Source organism: Candidatus Rubrimentiphilum sp., from assembly GCA_035710515.1.
Taxonomy (GTDB): domain Bacteria; phylum Vulcanimicrobiota; class Vulcanimicrobiia; order Vulcanimicrobiales; family Vulcanimicrobiaceae; genus Rubrimentiphilum.
The window spans coordinates 144611-162411 of sequence record DASTDE010000004.1 but is presented as its reverse complement, the minus strand read 5'-3'; the positions used below and the strand labels follow the sequence as shown (position 1 = coordinate 162411).

17 protein-coding genes are annotated in these 17801 nt (G+C 59.6%); 11 read left to right on the top strand and 6 right to left on the bottom strand.

Annotated elements, in window-relative coordinates; genetic code table 11:
* Nucleotides 1–154 precede the first annotated feature (154 nt).
* From VFO29_09830 to VFO29_09800, 7 genes are read left to right on the top strand one after another with little or no spacing between them, the layout of a single operon-like run.
* Nucleotides 155–1216 carry a glycosyltransferase family 2 protein gene (locus VFO29_09830; protein ID HET9393800.1) on the top strand — a complete coding sequence of 354 codons (1062 nt, stop codon included), beginning with the start codon at nt 155–157 and terminating at the stop codon, nt 1214–1216.
* The gene (locus tag VFO29_09825; GenBank protein ID HET9393799.1) at nt 1213–1425 is read left to right on the top strand and encodes a hypothetical protein; all 213 of its coding nucleotides are present in this window, start codon (nt 1213–1215) and stop codon (nt 1423–1425) included. Before VFO29_09830 ends, VFO29_09825 begins: the two co-directional genes overlap by 4 nt.
* The gene (locus tag VFO29_09820) at nt 1418–3061 is read left to right on the top strand and encodes a hypothetical protein (protein ID HET9393798.1); all 1644 of its coding nucleotides are present in this window, start codon (nt 1418–1420) and stop codon (nt 3059–3061) included. The genes VFO29_09825 and VFO29_09820 overlap by 8 nt, the downstream gene beginning before the upstream one ends.
* Before the next feature lie 2 nt (nt 3062–3063).
* Entirely contained in the window at nt 3064–3948 is an 885-nt protein-coding gene (locus tag VFO29_09815; GenBank protein ID HET9393797.1) for an NAD(P)-dependent oxidoreductase, read from the top strand.
* Between the two features lie 28 nt (nt 3949–3976).
* Nucleotides 3977–4549 carry a hypothetical protein gene (locus VFO29_09810; GenBank protein HET9393796.1) on the top strand — a complete coding sequence of 191 codons (573 nt, stop codon included), beginning with the start codon at nt 3977–3979 and terminating at the stop codon, nt 4547–4549.
* A 60-nt stretch (nt 4550–4609) separates the two neighbouring features.
* Complete coding sequence (locus VFO29_09805) at nt 4610–5353, top strand: class I SAM-dependent methyltransferase (GenBank protein HET9393795.1); 744 nt, start codon at nt 4610–4612, stop codon at nt 5351–5353.
* A 7-nt stretch (nt 5354–5360) separates the two neighbouring features.
* Nucleotides 5361–7394 carry a glycosyltransferase gene (locus VFO29_09800; GenBank protein HET9393794.1) on the top strand — a complete coding sequence of 678 codons (2034 nt, stop codon included), beginning with the start codon at nt 5361–5363 and terminating at the stop codon, nt 7392–7394.
* On the opposite strand, the gene VFO29_09795 is transcribed toward VFO29_09800, so the two are convergent.
* On the bottom strand, nt 7391–7516 hold the full coding sequence (locus VFO29_09795) for a hypothetical protein (protein ID HET9393793.1): 126 nt from the start codon (nt 7514–7516) through the stop codon (nt 7391–7393). The genes VFO29_09800 and VFO29_09795 overlap by 4 nt on opposite strands.
* Here VFO29_09795 and VFO29_09790 point away from each other — a divergent pair.
* Genes VFO29_09790 through VFO29_09780 form a run of 3 tightly spaced genes read left to right on the top strand, consistent with a single transcriptional unit; the run spans nt 7473 to nt 10121 of the window.
* The gene (locus VFO29_09790; GenBank protein ID HET9393792.1) at nt 7473–9011 is read left to right on the top strand and encodes an AMP-binding protein; all 1539 of its coding nucleotides are present in this window, start codon (nt 7473–7475) and stop codon (nt 9009–9011) included. The two genes, VFO29_09795 and VFO29_09790, sit on opposite strands and share 44 nt — an antisense overlap.
* Complete coding sequence (locus VFO29_09785; protein HET9393791.1) at nt 8995–9249, top strand: acyl carrier protein; 255 nt, start codon at nt 8995–8997, stop codon at nt 9247–9249. Before VFO29_09790 ends, VFO29_09785 begins: the two co-directional genes overlap by 17 nt.
* Nucleotides 9246–10121, top strand: a complete 876-nt coding sequence (locus VFO29_09780) for a WcbI family polysaccharide biosynthesis putative acetyltransferase (protein HET9393790.1) — start codon at nt 9246–9248, stop codon at nt 10119–10121. The genes VFO29_09785 and VFO29_09780 overlap by 4 nt, the downstream gene beginning before the upstream one ends.
* On the opposite strand, the gene VFO29_09775 is transcribed toward VFO29_09780, so the two are convergent.
* Genes VFO29_09775 through VFO29_09765 form a run of 3 tightly spaced genes read right to left on the bottom strand, consistent with a single transcriptional unit; the run spans nt 10122 to nt 14900 of the window.
* On the bottom strand, nt 10122–10664 hold the full coding sequence (locus tag VFO29_09775; GenBank protein ID HET9393789.1) for a hypothetical protein: 543 nt from the start codon (nt 10662–10664) through the stop codon (nt 10122–10124).
* Between the two features lie 2 nt (nt 10665–10666).
* Nucleotides 10667–12640 carry a hypothetical protein gene (locus tag VFO29_09770; protein ID HET9393788.1) on the bottom strand — a complete coding sequence of 658 codons (1974 nt, stop codon included), beginning with the start codon at nt 12638–12640 and terminating at the stop codon, nt 10667–10669.
* A 19-nt stretch (nt 12641–12659) separates the two neighbouring features.
* Nucleotides 12660–14900, bottom strand: a complete 2241-nt coding sequence (locus VFO29_09765; GenBank protein HET9393787.1) for a glycosyltransferase — start codon at nt 14898–14900, stop codon at nt 12660–12662.
* A 70-nt stretch (nt 14901–14970) separates the two neighbouring features.
* Here VFO29_09765 and VFO29_09760 point away from each other — a divergent pair, with 70 nt between their 5' ends.
* Nucleotides 14971–16293: a methyltransferase domain-containing protein gene (locus VFO29_09760; GenBank protein ID HET9393786.1), complete on the top strand. Its 1323-nt coding sequence runs from the start codon at nt 14971–14973 to the stop codon at nt 16291–16293.
* On the opposite strand, the gene VFO29_09755 is transcribed toward VFO29_09760, so the two are convergent.
* Both VFO29_09755 and VFO29_09750 read right to left on the bottom strand, forming a co-directional pair.
* Nucleotides 16213–17019, bottom strand: a complete 807-nt coding sequence (locus VFO29_09755; protein HET9393785.1) for an ABC transporter ATP-binding protein — start codon at nt 17017–17019, stop codon at nt 16213–16215. The genes VFO29_09760 and VFO29_09755 overlap by 81 nt on opposite strands.
* Nucleotides 17016–17750, bottom strand: a complete 735-nt coding sequence (locus tag VFO29_09750) for an ABC transporter permease (GenBank protein ID HET9393784.1) — start codon at nt 17748–17750, stop codon at nt 17016–17018. Before VFO29_09750 ends, VFO29_09755 begins: the two co-directional genes overlap by 4 nt.
* Between the last annotated feature and the right edge of the window lie 51 nt (nt 17751–17801).

Here is a 17801-nt window from a genome sequence, read left to right as displayed (position 1 = left end):
ATAAGGCTGCCGAATCCACCCGGATCGGCGCCGGCCCAGGTCTTGCAAGGCCCTTTTTCTATTGACATCGCAGACGGGGGATTCTCCATCTATTTTCGGATACTTTTCGGGGTGCCGGGATATTTCGAGCGATCGGCGAAGCGAGGTTTTCCCAGTGATCGAACGTTTCAAGACATCATCGGAATTGTCGGTGGATTCCGATCAACTCGAGCAGCGGCTGTATTGCGTTATTCCCGCGTACCGCGCTGCCGGCACGATCTTGGAAGTCGTTAGCGCAGCATTGAAGCAAGCCGATGTCGTCATCGTCGTTGACGATGGGTGCCCCGAACGATCGGGACACGTCGTTCAACAGGCCTATAATGGCGACGACCGCGTTCAGGTCATCATACGCGAACGCAACGGCGGAGTCGGCGCGGCCACGAAGACCGGCATAGGCGCGGCTTTGGATCAAGGCGCGGATGTCATCGTCAAGCTGGACGCCGACGGTCAGATGGATCCGGCTTTCATCGCCACCATACGGGAGCTCTTCGTCCAAGATCCGTCGCTCGTCTGCATCAAAGGCAACCGGTTTTTTGATTCGAGCGTGATGAATATTATGCCGAAAACACGCCTGATTGGAAACGCCATCCTCTCGCTGTTGGTGAAGTGCGCTTCCGGTTATTGGAACGCTATCGATCCGACCAACGGATACTTGGCTTTCAACGGAACATTGCTGAGAGTTCTACCGTGGCGATCGTTCGCGGATTCGTACTTTTTCGAAATGTCGGTCCTTTGCGAGCTTGGGCTTAGGCGGCTGCCGATCCTCGAATTGGAAATGCCCACGATTTACACGTCGGCGCCGAGCTCTCTCGCGATTCTGCCCGTGATTTTTGAGTTTCCACCCCAGCTCTTTCGGTTGGCCCTGCGACGATTGCTGGTGCAATATTTCGTTTTTGACGTGAACCTGGCCAGCCTGTATTGTTTTTTCGGAACGCTGCTAGCGACATTCGGTATCGTGTTCGGCGTTTACGAATGGGTCCTGGGCACTGTGACGCACGTCCCTCGCGCTACGGGAACCATCATGCTGGCAGCCGTAACCTTCCTCGTGGGCTTCCAGCTGTTGCTCAACGCTTTGATGTACGACGTTCAGTTTTCCCAACGCACGTATCACGAGCTTAAGGTGCGGCCGCACGAGCGTCCCGCACGCGGAGACCGCAGGGCGAGACCGTCTCGTTGAGGCTCGGAAAGCTCATCGCCGCGCTGCGTCCCGATGGCGAGGAGCTCGTGCCACTCGTTCGAGCCGAGATGGATCCCGCGCGCTATTCTTCGTTTGAGCCGGTTACCGCCGGTCCGGTTGTGGCGGCGATCGGGTTGACGCTCGTGGCTATTCTAGGCGCTCTTTTGGCGCCGATCCGTCTGGTACAACGTGCCGTCCGCCGTGGGTGAGAGACACGTCATCGTCGTGGGCAGCGGTCCAAGCGGAGCTCAGGCGGCAAAACAAGCCGTTGAAGACGGATTGAGCGTAACGATGGTGGACGTCGGCGTCGACGACGAGGCGACTCGTTCGCTCATACCGGCTGGAACCTTCGAGCATCTTCGCCGCACCGATGAGCAGCAGTTTCGGTATTTCGTGGGAAACATCGATCGGACCGAGATTTCGACGGTGCGCGCCGGCGCGCAGCTGACGCCGCCGAGAGCCTTTGCAATCCGCGACGCGGAGGCATTGGCGCCGATGATCAATCACGATTTTTCTCCGATGCGAAGCTTTGCGCTCGGCGGGCTTGGTGCGGCTTGGGGCACCGGCTGCTATACGTTCAACGGCTACGAGCTGGAGCGCGCCGGCCTGGGCGGCACGCCGCTGCGAGCTTTTTACGATCGAGTTGCCGGCGACATCGGCATCAGCGGAGCACTTGAGGACGATACCGCGGCCGAGTTCCTTGCCTGCCGGCCGGTTCAGCCTGCGCAGACGTTGGACACGAACGCTGCGGTGATATTCGGAAACTACAAAAAGCGGCGCTCGGAACTGATCGAGCGGGGCTTCCGGCTCGGCCGAAGTCCGCTCGCGATGCTCAGCGAACCGCTCGTTCGTGACGGGATTCGACGCGATCCGAACGACTTTGAGGACATGGATTTCTATTCGGATAAGACGCGATCGCTTTACCGTCCGCGATACACGATCGGCGAATTGCTTGAGCGCGAGAATTTCCGCTATCTGCGCGGCACGATGGCGCTGGCCTTTTTCGATCAAGGCGATAACGTCCGGCTCAGCTGCCGGGATCTCTCGACGGGCACGATGTTCGAGTTGCAAGCGGACCGGCTCATTCTGGCTGCCGGCGCCATGGGCACGACGACGCTCGTCCTTCGCTCGCTGCAACGCTTTGAAGAACGCGTTCCGCTGCTCTCCAATTCCTATCAGTATATTGCGAGCGTCAACCTGCCGATGCTCGGACGGCCCGCCGCGAGCCGGAGACATAGTTACGCACAACTGATTGGGGTCTTGGCCCCGCCGGATCATCCTTTAGAGACGCTGGTGGTAACGTTCTTTTCGTACCGCTCGCTCCTCTTGTTCAAACTGGTAAAGGAATTGCCGCTCCATCCGGCACTGGGACTCTTGGCAGCGCGTTTGACGGAGACGGCGCTCACGATAGTTGGCGTTCATCATCCCGAACGCGCTTCGCCGCAAAAATGGATGGCGTTGCGCCGCGGCGGTGAGGACGGAATATTGGAAACGTCGTACGCCTTGAGTGCTGACGAGTCGCGCGCCGTCCGATGCCACTTAAAGCAGACGCGGCGCACACTTGCCGGACTTGCCTGTATTCCGCTCACGACCATCGATCCGGGAAATGGTTCGAGCATTCACTATGCCGGCGGCCTGAGGTTTACAGCCGACACAGGGGATGCACTGGGAACGGCGCCGGACGGCCGGCTTCATGCGGCGCGCAACGTTCGCGTTGCGGACTCGGCCAACTGGCTGTGGCTTCCGTCAAAAGGTCCCACGCTAACGCTCATGGCCGCTGCCCGCCGCGTAGCTGCAGATGTTGCAGCCGAGCTTGGCGCCGCTCCCCAAACTCGCGTACGTTGAACGTGGCGAATTCACCCGGGACCGCGTTGGTCACCGGCGCTAGCGGACTTGTCGGCTCGGCCGTCGTGAACGCGCTCTTGCGCGAAGGATGGCGCGTGCTCCACTGTTCGCGCCGTAAGCCCGGCGCCGCACGATCCGGCGTGACGTGGCTTCCGTACGATCTTTCCTGGACGGCTCTGCCCGATGAATTCGGGGCCGGCGCCGACGTACTCGTTCACGCGGCCCTTGCCAAAGGCGAAAGCGCGCGTGCGGCCGCGGCCAACATGAGCGGAACGCGTTCGCTGCTAGAGGTAACGCGGCGTAACGGCGTCGAGCGGCGAATCTTCATCTCGAGTTTCGCCGCCGGCAGCGGAGCGGAATCATCATACGGCGTTCAAAAACGCGAGTTGGAGAAACTCTTCGGCAGTCCGGGCGATGCAATCGTGCGGCCGGGGCTCGTCATCGGAAACGGCGGCCTCTTTAGAAGCTTGTGCCTGCAGCTGCGCCGCCGCGCAGTCCTGCCGCTGATTGACGGCGGCAAGCAACCGATGCAAAGCGTTCTCGATGACGACTTGGCGGGCGTCATCGTAAGAATAGCAAACGCGAGAGTTTCGGGAACGTTTACCGTCGCGGAGCCGTCGCCGGTTGAGTACCGCGTCTTTTGGCAAGCGGTCGGAGCCGCGATGAACACGCGGATCCGGTTCGTGGCTATTCCATTCCGGCTTGCAATGTTCGGTGCCGAGATCGGCGATCGGCTGCATATCGCTTTTCCAATCGGCCGGGATCAGCTGCTGGGGCTGAAGGCTATGCGATTCCAAGAAGTCACAAGGGACGCGCGGATCGTGCCGGAACCGCTTCGGACGTACCGTGAAAGCATTGCGACCGTGGTGCCGGAGATAAGAGGCTAGCATTCTTCAGCCCGCGAAGGCGAGCTGTATGGTGCAATACCGAGTCTCGTGCGCGCTCGCGCTGTTCGTATGTGTAAGCGCATGCGCCGGCAACACGAAGCCGGCGTCGCCGGAATATGGGCTTGCAACCCGCATGGATCAGCGTACCGCCGCCGTCGTTTCAAAAGCCGGATCGAAGAATCTCGTCACCGACTCCGACACTCTGGGCGGCTGGACTTTAGATGGCGGATTCGTCCTCCGTCCGGTAGCCAAGGGTGGAAAGGAAGCTGAATTAACGGGGACAGGTGTGCCGACCGGCGCCGACATCTATAGCGGAGTCATCACCGTTAAGCCGGGCGCAAAATACACGTTCTCCGTTTGGGCTGACCCTTCGCATTTTTCAAAGAGTCCTCCGATGCTCATGGTCATGAAGCCCAGCCGCGATGTTGCGTATGGCGTCGAGTTTCATTTCTCCGGCGCTCCCGGGAGATTCAAGGGAACCGTAACGATCCCCAACGACGTCACGCAAGTGCGTCTCGACGTCGGGGGCGCGGGCGGTACACTTGCGAAGAAGCAAAAATTCCGTGTATCGCAGCCGGTTTTTATGGCGGGCAGCATATAAACGCGTAATCCAACTATGGCCCTGATGGACTTACTGCGAAGCCCTGAAATTCCCAAGGACATGGATAGCGGCACTGAGCGCGTCTTGGTGCACCGCAGCATCCTGCTGAGCCGGCCCATGATCCGGGGCGTCTTTGAGGAGTTTTACCGGCGAATTCGCGCGCTGGACGCCGAACTGTTCGGTGCTACCGAAGGACTTCGTGTGGAATTGGGCTCGGGTTCGAGCACGCTCAAAGACAATTATCCCGACATCGTGACGTCGGACGTCGTTCCGGCGCCCCACCTCGATCGCGTGCTGGATGCTATGCACCTGGACTTGGAAGATCAGAGTGTGCGAACGCTCTATTGCATCAACTGCTTTCACCATTTCGCCGATCCGGCGCGGTTTTTCCAGGAAGTCGCACGGGTAGTGAAGCCGGGCGGCGGCGTCATTCTCATCGATCCGTTTTTCGGGCCGGTCGCCGCGCCGGTCTATACGCATCTCTTTGCCGAAGAAACGTTCGACCGGCGCGCTCCCGGGTGGCGGGCGGGCGAGCAGCGCGATCCGGATAAGGCGAATCAAGCGCTGAGTTACGTCGTGTTCTTTCGCGACCGCAAGCGTTTCTTGAGCGAAAACCCCGGACTGGAAATCGCGCACACGGAGATCATGCCGAACTATCTCCGGTACATATTTTCCGGAGGCTTGAACTTTCGGCAGCTGCTGCCGAACGCGGCGGCCGGCCCGCTCAAGCTTGCCGAGCGCATCCTCGGGCCGGCGACGCCCGTCCTCGCACTGCACCATCTCGTGGCGTTAAGGCGCCGTTAGGAAAGCTTTGAGCGCGACGCACGACGATACCCCGCTGCAAAAGAAAATCGACGCTATCGGCGAGCACATGGCTGTGCTGAAAACGCTTTCATCCGGTGGCGTTCCCTCGCGGCGGCAACACGTGGCGATCGAGCGTTACGGAGAGCTGTTCCCCGACGCGACGATCAAGCCAAGAGGCGGCAGAGACGTCATCTGGCTCGGCATCATCGATTACCACTATCGTATTCAGCGTCCGCAACACTTGGCGATGCAGCGTGCCGCCGCCGGCGATAGAGTGTTCTATGTCGCGCTCGAATTCGAGCGGCTGGATGACGGAGGCCGCTTTCGAGTCGAGGAAATGCCGGAACAAGGTGTTTTCATTCTCCGCCTGCGGCTGAACGGTACGATCCCGCCGGACATCTACGGCGGTTTCAGCGCGTCGGTCGTCGCGGAGATTTCGAAATCACTTGACGAGGCGCTCATCATGCTCAACGTGGCGGCGCCCGTTGTCGTGGTCGAATATCCGAGCTGGTACTACGCCGCGGCCGGAATCCCGGGTGCGACCATCGTCCACGATTGCCTGGACTACATCGGCGGCTTCAACAACGTTCCGCAAGAGGTCGTCGAGCTGGAGCGCGACTTGACCAAAAATGCGGACGCCGTCTTGGCCGCGTCCGCTCCCCTTGCCGCGCACGTTGCACCGCGGGAGGCGACCATCGTGCGCAACGCGTCCGACGTGGCGTTCTTCGCGGAGGCAGCTCGATTTGAGGCTCCGGCAGAAAACAGGCGGCCGGTGATCGGCTATTTCGGCACGATTCAAGAGTGGTTTGCTGTCGACTGGATCGCGAGCTGCGCGCGATCGAGGCCGGACTGGGATTTTCACCTTATCGGTCATGCCACCCGCGCGAATGTGCAAGCGCTCGAGGGCATGGAGAACGTCCGCATGTTGGGCGAGCAGCCGTATGCCACGCTTCCGGACTATCTTGCGAATTTCGACGTCGCCGTCATACCGTTCATCGTCAACGATCTGATCACGTGTACGAACCCGGTCAAACTTTACGAGTACATGGCGGCGGGCAAAGCGGTGGTCGCATCGCCGATGCCCGAAGTGATCGATGCGACGCCGCTCGCTTACATCGCACGCGACGAGCGCGATTTTGAGCGTCAGATCGAGAAGGCGCTCGCCGAGGATTCGCCGGAACTTCGAAAGCGGCGGTTCGAGTGGGCACAAGAGCAGACGTGGCGGAGCCGCGCCAAACAGTTTGCAGAAGCGATCGAGTCGGTAACTCCATCCGTCTCAATCGTGGTCCTGACGTACAACAACTGGCAATTCACCAAGGACTGCCTGCACTCCATTCTGACGTTGAGCGACTATCCGAAACTTGAGATCATCGTCGTCGACAACGGTTCGACGGATGAGACGCTGGAGGAACTGGACCAGGTGGCGGCCAGAGATTCGCGAGTCTCGATCATACGCAACGATCGCAATCTCGGGTTCGCAGCCGGAAACAATGTGGGCCTGCGCGCCGCCGCCGGCGAGTACGTGATCCTGCTCAATAACGACACGTACGTGACCAAGGGATGGGTCCGCGACTTGATCAGGCCGATGACGATCGATCCCAAGGTCGGCCTGACCGGTCCGTTGACGAACAACATCGGCAACGAGCAAAAAATCAACATCAGATATTCCGGCATGCTTGAAATGGCGGCGGTGTCTCGCCAGTTTGTCAGGCTTCATTTGCGCCGGCGGTTCGACACGCACAACTTGGCGTTCTTCTGCGTTGCGATCCGGCGCGAGGTGCTTGAAACGATCGGGTTTCTCGACGAAGAGTTCGGGCTCGGATTCTTCGAGGATGACGACTATTGCCGGCGGGCATTGCAGGCGGGCTTTCGCATAGAGATTGTCGACGACGTCTTCGTTCATCACCACCTCTCCGCATCGTTCGATGCTCTGGGCTCCGAACAAAAAGCGAAGCAGATGCAGAAGAACAAGGCGATCTTCGAACGCCGGTGGGGCCCGTGGGAGCCGCACCGGTACCGGGATGCATTAGGTTTCGGCTAGAGTTCCGTGTCCGTAACGATCGCGTCCCGGTTGGCAGAGATCGCAACCGCACGGCCGGACTCTCCGTTTTGCACGTTTATCGCCGGCGCGAAGACCGAGAAGATATCGTTCGGGGAGCTCATGGAGCGGAGCTTGGCGTATGCCAATCGCTACCGCAGCCTGGGCGTCAACCGCGGCGACGTCGTGATTATCATCCTGCAGCACACGCCCCATTTATTCTACTCCTATCTGGGTGCGATTCTTGCGGGAGCCATTCCGTCGTTCATGCCTTTTCCGACGCCAAAACAGCGCCCCGAGTTGTACTGGGCCGACCATCGCGCGCTGTTCGAGCGGATCGAGCCGCGGCTGCTCGTGACCTACGAAGCCAATCTCCGGAACGCAAGCGAGACCCTGGCGCAATTCGATCTGGAATCGCTGCTAGCCGGCGACGAAGTTCTTGAAGCGGGCGGCAAGTCTCACGAAGATCTGGCGGGGTTCGCGGCCGATTCCGCCGGCGTCGCCTGCTTGCAGCACAGTTCGGGAACGACCAGTCTGAAAAAGGGCGTCATGCTCACGCATCAAGCGATTTTCGGCGAGGTTGAATCCTACGCGAAAGCGCTTTGTTTTGGAGCGGACGACAGCATCGCTTCGTGGCTGCCGCTCTACCACGATATGGGTTTCGTGGCATGCTTTATGAGTTCGGTGCTGCTCGGCACGCATCTGGTCGCGCTCGATCCGTTCGAATGGGTCATGAGACCGACGGTGCTCTTGGACGCGATCGAACGCTACCGCACGACATTTTGCTGGCTGCCGAATTTCGCGTTTTCGCACATCGTTCGTACCGCCCGCCCCGGGCGAACGTGGGACCTTTCGTCAATGCGAGCCTTCGTGAATTGCTCGGAACCTTGCAAACCGGCGACGTTCGAGCGCTTCGTTTCCCGCTTTGGCTCCTCGGGCATTTCTCCCAAACACCTGCACGTCTGTTACGCGATGGCGGAAAACGTCTTCGCAGTGACGCAGACGCCCCTCGACCGGCCGGCGCGCGTCGTTGCGGATTCGCGAGCGGTCTCCGTGATTTCGTGCGGTCTGCCCGTCGAAGGCGTGCGCGTCGAGATTCGTTCGGAGGCCGGCTCCCGGCTGCCGGACGGCATTGTCGGCGAAATCTACGTAAGCAGTCCGTTTCTTTTTTCGGGATATTACCGGCTGCCCGACGAGACGCGCAAGAAACTTCACGGGGAATGGTATGCTAGCGGCGATCTCGGATTCGTGGTCGAGGGTGAACTCTACGTGACCGGCCGGATCGACGACATGATCATCGTTAACGGACAAAATTACTACGCTCACGAGATCGAAGCCATCGTCAACGGCATCGCCTCGGTGATTCCCGGCCGCAGCGTAGCCATCGGCGTAGAAGACCAAGGGATGGATGCGACCGTCGTGTCGGTGCTTGCGGAGTGCGCGCCGCAAGCGGACACTGCGGTGATGGGCCAGGACGTTCGCAGGGTGATCTTGGAGGAACTGGGATTGGCTATTCACGCCTTCGTGCCGCTTCAGAGCGGCCAGCTTGTAAAGACGACGAGCGGAAAAATAAGCCGCAGCAAGAACAAGGAAATCTATCTGCATGGAGGTTTTGGATAAGATTGTTGCGGTGGTGCGCGACACGTTTCGCGTTCCGGAGGGAGCTCTGATCGACGAGCAGACGACAAGCGCGGACGTTGAAGGGTGGGATTCGCTCTCACATGCGGTGCTGATCATGAAGGTAGAAGAAGCCTTCGGACTGGATTTGCCGCTGGACCGCGTGTACGCGCTGAACAACCTCGGAGAGCTCGCACAGCTTCTTCGTGACACCGGCGCCGCCAAAGAGCCGCACGTATGAACGCGGCAAGAACCATGATTGTTCATGGCGACTGCCAGGCGGAAGCCGTCGCGGCCGTCCTCGGGCGGGACCCTGTTGTTTCCGAACGCTTTCGCGTCATCTATTCGCGCAGTTACGATCACCCTGTCGAAGGCCGCGGCAATTTACCGCCGGCCGACGTTTCGTCCTGCGCTGTGCTGTGCGAGCAGCACGATCCAATCGGATTCCGGCAGCAAGCGTTGCTTCCCGCAAACTGTTTTACGGTAAAGTTTCCCGCACTCGATCTCAATCTGCTCTGGCCGTTCAATTGCGTGAATCCATACAACGTGCCGGAGCCGCCGCTCTTCCCATTCGGCCGTTTTCCGTACGGCGATCGCGTTATCGTGGCGAAGATCGACGAAGGCATGCCGCCCGCCGAAATCGTTAAGTTTTATCTCGAACGATGGGATGACTACAAGCTCGATTTGGAGCGGCTCCGTTCTTTGGAATATGCCAGAATCAACGCGCGCGACACGCGGTGCGACATAAAAATGGCCGGGCAGGTCGCGGAGCGCTTTGCGCTGCGCCAGTTGTTCTGGGCGGTTAACCACCCGACCAACCCATTGCTCGAAGAGCTTATCGCTCAGATCCTCCGGGCCTGCGAACGGATCGATCCGCAGCTCGTCGATGCCGACGTCTCCTCGACGCTGGCAACATACTTCGGCCCGCTAGGCCCGCTCGGTGCGGTCAGCATTCCGGTTCATCCGAAAGTGGCCGAATATTTCGAACTCGAGTGGTACGACCCGCGCGCCACATACCGTAACTGGGACGGATCGACGTTTTCGTATACGGAGTATTTTGAGGCGCTCGTCAGGTTCTCGTACGCCAACAAGACTGCTCGCCTTCCCGCGTAGCTAGCCGGTATCCACTGCGAGTAGGACGATCGAAAAGGGCCGCCAGTCGGGGCTGCCGCTGACATTCTTAGGAACCACCGCGTAGCTCATGTGCACCGCAAAGCGAAGCTTTCCGCCGGCAACGAGCGCATCTTTCGGTATCCGGAATTTCAGCTCTCGAATCCCGGGTTGGTCCACGCTTACCGATTCGCGCGCCTTCCCAAAACTCACGGTGACGGTTTGCCGCCGCTGGCGCAAGCCATACATTGCGTTGAAGTCGGGGAAATACACGTCGAGATACAGATGACGCGCTCCCGCGGGAGCGTGCGTCGAGATTGTCAGATCTTTGCCGGTGGAGCAGCACGTGTTGTGACTCATGCTGGGGTAGATTCCGCCGGCGCTGGGCTGCCGCCGCTCCGCCGGAGATGCGAGAACGCCCCACGGAAGGAGCGGCGCGCCCTGACTTTGGATCGGATTGTCCGTGCCCGGACCGTGATAACAGCCGCCCAACGTCAAGACGAGGCAGCCGGCTGCCGCCGCGGCGGCGCGCGCGATCGATCGCATGCTCACGATCGTAGCAGCAGCGCGTGCGTGCTTCCCGGCGGGCGTACCGTTTTAAAACCGGCAGCTCTGGCTTGTTCCTCCAGATGCAGGATCGTTCGCGGCGATAAGATCTTGGTATCCAGCGGTACGATCATCGCATCGAAGCCGAACCGGCGGGCGTACTCCTTGAACCGGCCGAGATGGATCATTGCGTCAAGGTCATTGAAGCGCTCGGGACCAACCCAATCCCCGATCAGGGCGATGCCCTCTCTCCGAAATGAAAACCGCCACTCCATAAGACCGACAGAATAGATGCGTTTGGCGCTATCGTCCCGTTTTTCAAAATCGATGAGCGACCGGATCTCGTTCCGGTAACTCTCTCCGTATCGAGCGTTCAAGAAAGATTCGCGGCTCGTGTAGACGTCGCGATAGTGCAGGTTGTATGCCCGGAGCTGCGAGCTGAGAAAGTTATATCCCTCGGCCGAGCTCGGAATCGCCAACGCGATGAATACGGCGGTTGCGGCCAGGAATCCCCAGCGCGGGCGTTTGGTCATTCTCAAGACGAGATAAGCGTAGAACGCGATGAACGCCGAGTCGAAGAGTAGTGAATAGCGAGCCATATACGAAGTTCCCAGCCAATAGAAGATCCCGCTCGCGATGATGGCGGCCATGAGTATCGACTCGGCGTCCAGCCACCGCCTCCCGGTTTTGTAGAGTGACATCAAGAGCACGAGCGCAGGCAGGTAGAGAAACAGGTAACCCAGCGTAACGCCGTATTCTCGAAACGTGATCGTGTCCGTTTGGAAAGCGATCCGCCAAGGAACGGTCAGAAGGTCGGCGGGGCGCACGCTCTGCGCCAATCGGAGATCGGAGTCGATCCCCGCCAGGTCGTAGGAGCTAAACTTCTTGTCCACACCGTGAAATTTAAGGTTGAGAACCGGCGCGAGCGGGTCTCCGTCGAGGACGAAGCTTCTGATGTACCACGGCGACGAAAGCGCGACCAATGCGGCCAGCGCTAGCGCGAGCGTTCGCGCTCCATAACGCTGACGTACGCAGATTGCGGCGATAACCAAAGCGTAGAGCGGCAGGAAGGCGATGAGGGACGTCTTTATTCCGGCAAAAAATGCCGCGATGATGATCGCGGCCGCCAGCGGCCGAAACGAATCCCGCGCGCGCAGTGCGGCTACCGCACACAGCATGAAGGCGAGAAAGATGAAGCCTTGAGCGATATCTTGCATGCTGGTCCATTCCCAGCGGATCGTGATGGGCGAGAGCAGAAATGCGAGCGGCGCCGTGAATACTGCCGCGTAAAATGTTAGGCGCGCGAACAGCGCCTGCCGGGATCCGTCGTGCGCGGTCTGCGGAGCGAAACCGGCAATGAGGCTTTGGATCCCAAGAGCCGTCAGGATCGTGCAAAGCCAGGTGAGCAGATTCGTGTAGTCTCCGAGATTGAAAGCAAAGAACCACGCTTGGAGCAGAACCCAATTCTGAGCGTAGTAGGGAAATCGCAGCGTCGCGTCAACGCTGAGCGCGTGCGCTTGGGCCCAATCCAATGCTTGAGGCAAGAGGAACGCTTGCGTGTCGTAAGAGGAATCGGGCAGCACCGCCGGGATGCCGAGACCGATCGCCAGAGCCCATGTCGCGACCGTGTACGGCGTTACGGATTTTCGTAAAACAAGCCAGCGTTGCCGCCAAAAAGCGGCGGTGAAGGCTCCTCGCCGGCGGATGCTGCTGAAGGCCGCGCCGAGCACCAGCAAGAGCACGAGTGCCGGTGCGTAAAAAATACTGAAGAGGGCCAGGAAGAATGCTCCGAGCGCGAGCACCGCGAGCCCGCACGCGGACGAGATGACGAGATCGAGAAGCGCGCGGCCCGCAGTGACGTCTTCGTCGCGTTCCTCGCCGAACGGCGCCAGCGCCATGGAGCCGAGCACATACGCAAGCGCCCACACTGCGTGCAGGATCACCAAAGAAAAAGCAAGCTCTCTTATCGCGAACATGCGTTACTCTTCTGTCCCGCTAAGAGATTGCGGCCGCAGGCTGATTGGACGAGTTGCGATGTTCTGCGGTTTCATCGAAAACACGCAAGAGCTGTGGCGTAACGCTTGCACGTCCAAAAGGCGCAAGGACGGTTTCGGACGCGCCGGAGAGTCTTTGCCAGAGATCTTCGTCGCTGTAGAGGCGAAGGATAGCGTTCGCAAAATGCCTGGCGTCGTTTGCGATCAGACAGTCGCGTCTGTCGGTGAGTCCAAAGCCGTCCGCGGCCAGCTCCGTAAGAACGACGGGCAAACGGAACGAGAGCGCGTGCCCTACTTTGCCGTTCATTCCCGCGCCGAACCGCAGGGGTGCGACGAAGATCCGGGCTGTCAAAAAATACGGGCTTACATCGCGTACGAATCCCGGCACGCGCACGCGCTGCGACGCCATCGCCGAAACCGCATCGGGAGGGTTGCTTCCAAGGAGTGTCAGCATGATGGCCGGATCGCGCGCCCAAACGAGCGGCATGATCTCGTCGTGAAGCCAGCACACCGCGTCAACGTTCGGCGGATGATTGTAGCCGCCGATAAAGAGCAGTCCCGCCGATTCTGCAAAACGCCGCTCACGTTTCAGCTCCATCTCGTGCAACGTCGGCACGACGAAGACTGTCCCGATGTCGCGCTGTCTCAGAGTGTCGGCTTCGGTTTGCGTGACCACAATCGTGGCGTCGGCGCGGCGCGCCGCGTCGAGTTCGATGCGTTCCATCTCTTTCCACTCGGCGCCGTTTCCGCCGTTCATCTCGAATTCGCGCTTCTTGCGCATGAAGTGCAAGTCGATGGTGTCGTACAGGATCCGAGTACGGGCGTTGCGTCGTATGGCGGGCTCATATTTCCCAAAGAGCTCGGGGCGGCAGATCCAGGCGAAATCCAAGGCGGGCAAGACTTCATTGAGCGCCTCTTTCATCGAGGGCCCACCATCGGCGTGGTAAAGCACTTCGATCCCCATATCTTGCAATTCGAGCGTGTACGGCTGCAGCGGCGCGTAGTTGTCGGGCAAGAAAATGATATTGAACCGCTCCTTGCAGAGGATGCGCAGAATCTGCATCAAGCGGCTCGAGCCTGCATCCTTGTCGTACATTGGGACGTAGGAGTCCACGATCAAAATAGTCGGTCCGCTGCGAGTTTTCCGAGCGGCGACAGCCGCCGCCTTCGGGTCGCCGGCAAAGTGCGATTGCAGCGCGCCGGACCACTTGTCGCGGAACTTCGGACGATTGACTTCTTGAAAACGTTTGGTGCCCTCGGCGAGATCCGTTCCCGACGTGAGGCCCTCGTAGTGGACGACTTCGGAACGCGGCTGATAGACGACGCGGTATCCCAGAGAACGAACGCCGAAGCAGAGGTCGGCATCTTCGTAGTATGCAGGCGTGTAGTCTTCGGAGAAGCCGCCGAGCTGCTCGAAGAGCGAGCGCCGGACTAACAGAGCCGCGCCGGAGCAGTAGTCCGTATCGCGCAGATAATTGAAGCGGGGATCGTCGGCGTTTTGATTTCGGCCGTAATTCCAGCCGGTTCCGTCGCGCCAGATGATGCTGCCGGCTTCTTGCAGCTTGCCGTTCGGATAGATGAGTTTGGAACCGGCAACGCCGATTGTCTCGTCGCTCTCGGCGGTCATCACGAGGTAATCCAGCCATCCGTTGCGGACCGCCGTGTCGTTGTTGAGAAAGCAAAGGTACGCGCCGCGGGCCGCCTGAGCACCCCGGTTGCACGCGCGCACGAATCCTTGGTTGTCGTCCAGCCGAACGTATTCCAAACCCGGCAAGGAACCCAGAACCTCTGACGTCCGATCGGTGGATCCGTCGTCGACGACAACGATTTGGACCTGCAGAGTTTCGAACCACGTGTCGGCAATTGACCGCAAGCAGCGAACCGTTACATCTATCTTGTTGAATACCGGAATGACGACCGTTACGAGCGGATCGATCGCATTGAGCGGCCGGCGTTCAACGCGCGCATTCCAGCTTGCCGCCAGCCGGTTTTCAGCTTGCTCCGGAGTCTCGGAAGGTTGGTCGTGCCAATCCGGAAGCGAGACCGCCATGCCGGGACTCCAGGCTACAAAACGATCGCGCGCGACGGAGAATCCTAAGACGGCCTTGAGCGAAAACCACAACATACGCAACGCGTGAAAGCGGCTGCTCACAATGCGCGAGTAGTCGCTGCGCAGGCGCTCTGAACGACGCCGTTCTTCTTCCAGGCTGCGCATTGCGCTGACAAGTTTCTCTTGGTCCACTCGAGGATTATTCGGCGCCGAGAACTACTGTCCGCCAGGGCTTCTCCCCGGACGGTTCGAAGGCGGCTATGTGAGCTTACTGGGCGCATCGTCAAAGGACTATCCTGTTTACGACGATCCGGACAAGGCGCTGCTTCAGACGGAAACGTCACTCGCAAAAATCGTCAGTCAAATTCCTCCGTCTTCGACAGTGCTCGATGTCGGATGTGCATCGGGATACCTCGCGCAACTTCTGCGGGGAAAGAATTGCATTGTAACGGGCATCGAGGTGAATGAAAGCGCCGCAGCCATTGCACGGCAGCATTCTGCCGAAGTCTTCGTCGCAGATCTGGAGGAAGAGAGCCTCGCCGAGATCGTCAAGCGGCAAGAATTTGACATCATTGTCTTTGCCGACGTCTTGGAACATCTTCGTACTCCCGGAGAGGTGCTGAAATCTGCGCACGGGCTGCTGAAGCCCGGCGGCGTAGTCCTGGCGTCGGTTCCCAACATCGCGCACGGCGCGATGCGGCTATCGCTGCTGACCGGGAACTTCGACTACGCCGAATTCGGCATCCTTGACGACTCGCATCTCCGGTTTTTCACCGCGCGATCTCTGGACGCTCTCTTTTTGTCGGCCGGGTTCAGCATCGAGCACGTCGACCGGTTCCGCGTTCCGCTGTTCAGCGATTCGAATCTCGTGCCGCACATCCAGGAAGCGGACTTTGCGCCGCAAGTCGTCGAGGAAGTGCGCAGCGATCCAGAGCACGACACGTTACAATTCATCGTGCGAGCGTTGCCCCTCACCGAGGCGGCGCGTGCGAGTGAGTTGGAGAAACGTTTCCTCTCCGCCAGTACCGAGCTTGCGCAAGTCGCGGCGACACTGCGCCGCCGTGAATCCGAGATGGCGCTCGCGAATTCACGGAACGCCGAGATCGAAAGCCGATTCGCCGGAGCCTCGGCCGAACTGACCGAGCTCAGCGCCGAAGCCGCAATTGCGAATGCGCGGATCGCCGAGTTAGAAAAACGCCTCGCCGACGCATCGCCGAAAACCGGCAAGGACGACGGTCGCGCCGCGGCGAGGATCGCGGAACTCGAAGGGCAGCTTGCCCAAACCTCGGCCGCGCTCAACGATGCCTTTGCCGTTCTGCGCGACGGTCGTGACGAGATGGTCAAGGTCCAGGCGGCGAGCCAGGAGCTCGAAAAACAGTATGCTAGCACCAGGCTTGCGTTACAAAATGCGAACGAAGAGATGCTGAAGGCGCAAGCCGCGCTGCTCGACCAAACTGAAGCGTTTCTTGAAGCCACTCGCGCCGAGAACGAACGCCTGGCGCTGTTAATCGATACGGTTCAGTCCAGCCACTTTTGGAAGGTCAAACGCGTATTGGGCCGGTTCCGCCGCGCTTTGCTCCGTTAGCGCGTGATAGGCCGCAACGACGGTCCGAGGATCTCCGAAACCGGCCACTTCGCCGCGATCGAGCCATAGCGCAGTATCTGCCCACGACTCGATGATCTCCGCGGCGTGCGTAACGATCGCGACGGTCTTCCCGCGTGCGCGAAAATCCAGCATGGTCTGATGACACTTCCGGGCAAACCCTTCGTCGCCCACCGCCAACACTTCGTCCAGCAGCAAAATATCCGGATCGATGCAAATCGCCACGGAGAACGCCAGCCGCATTAACATGCCGACCGAATACGTTCGCACCGGCGCGTCGATGAAGTCGCCGATCTCCGAAAAAGCGACGACCTGTTCCATTAAGGCCTCGGCCCGCTTCCGATCCATTCCGAGCGTGAAGAGCTCGATACGCGCGCCTTCGCGGCCGCTCAAATCCGGATGAAATCCCGTGCCCAGTGCGAGCAGCGGCGCTACCGCGCCGGCGGTTTGCACGACGCCGCTGTCGGGCTTTAATATTCCGCCCAGAATGCGCATCAGCGTTGATTTTCCCGAGCCGTTTCGCCCGATGATGCCAAGCGTCGAGCCGCGTTCGACCGAGAACGTTACGTCCTTGAGCGCGTCCACAATCGCGTCGCCGCGCTGCAGGCGCATGGTTCGCAGAGCCATGTCCTTGAGCGTTGCGCGCTTGGGAATGGTCGGGAAGCGGAAGCGTTTGGAAACGCCGGTTACGCGAATGGCGTCAATCATACGTATTCGCTAAACGATTCCTTGTAATGCGAGAAGCAGGTTTGCGCCAGCCCCAGGATCACAAAGGCGAACACGGACGAAACCGTGAGATCGTAAAGTGTCGGAAAAGTTCCGGAGTAAAAGATCGCGTGATAACACCCGATCAGCGCCGCGAACGGATTCCAAACGATCAGATATTGGTACTGCTCGGGCACGAACGAAGGAGTGTAGAAAATCGGCGTGAGATAGAAAAGCAGGGTGAGCACGTACAGAATCAGCTGCTGAAGGTCGCGGTAAAATACGTTAAACGTCGCCGTGAGCATGACCAGCCCGAGCACGATCGCAAACTGAATCAGGATGACCACCGGCAGCATGATGAGCGAAAGCCCCAAATGCACGTGCAGCAGTATGGCAAAAAGGAACAGAATCGGCAGCGAAAACAAAAAGTTTACGCCGTTTGAAATCACGGGGACGATCACCAGTATCTCCGTCGGCAGAAGCGTCTTCCCGACGTACATGCGTCCATCGATGATCGCGCTCGTTCCCTGCGACATTGCGCCGGCGAGCCATCCCCAAGGGACGATTCCGGCGAGCAAAAACGCCGGGTAGTGGGGGACGTTCACTCGCAGGTAAATGGAAAAGACCAGCGTGTAGATGGCCATAAAAAGGAGCGGGTTCAACAGCGTCCACCCGAAACCCAAAAGCGAACCGCGATAGCGCAGGCGCAGATCGCGCAGCACCAGCTCGTACACGAGCCATCGATAGCGAATTAAAGGGGGAACCGGCTGCGGCGCAGCGACCAA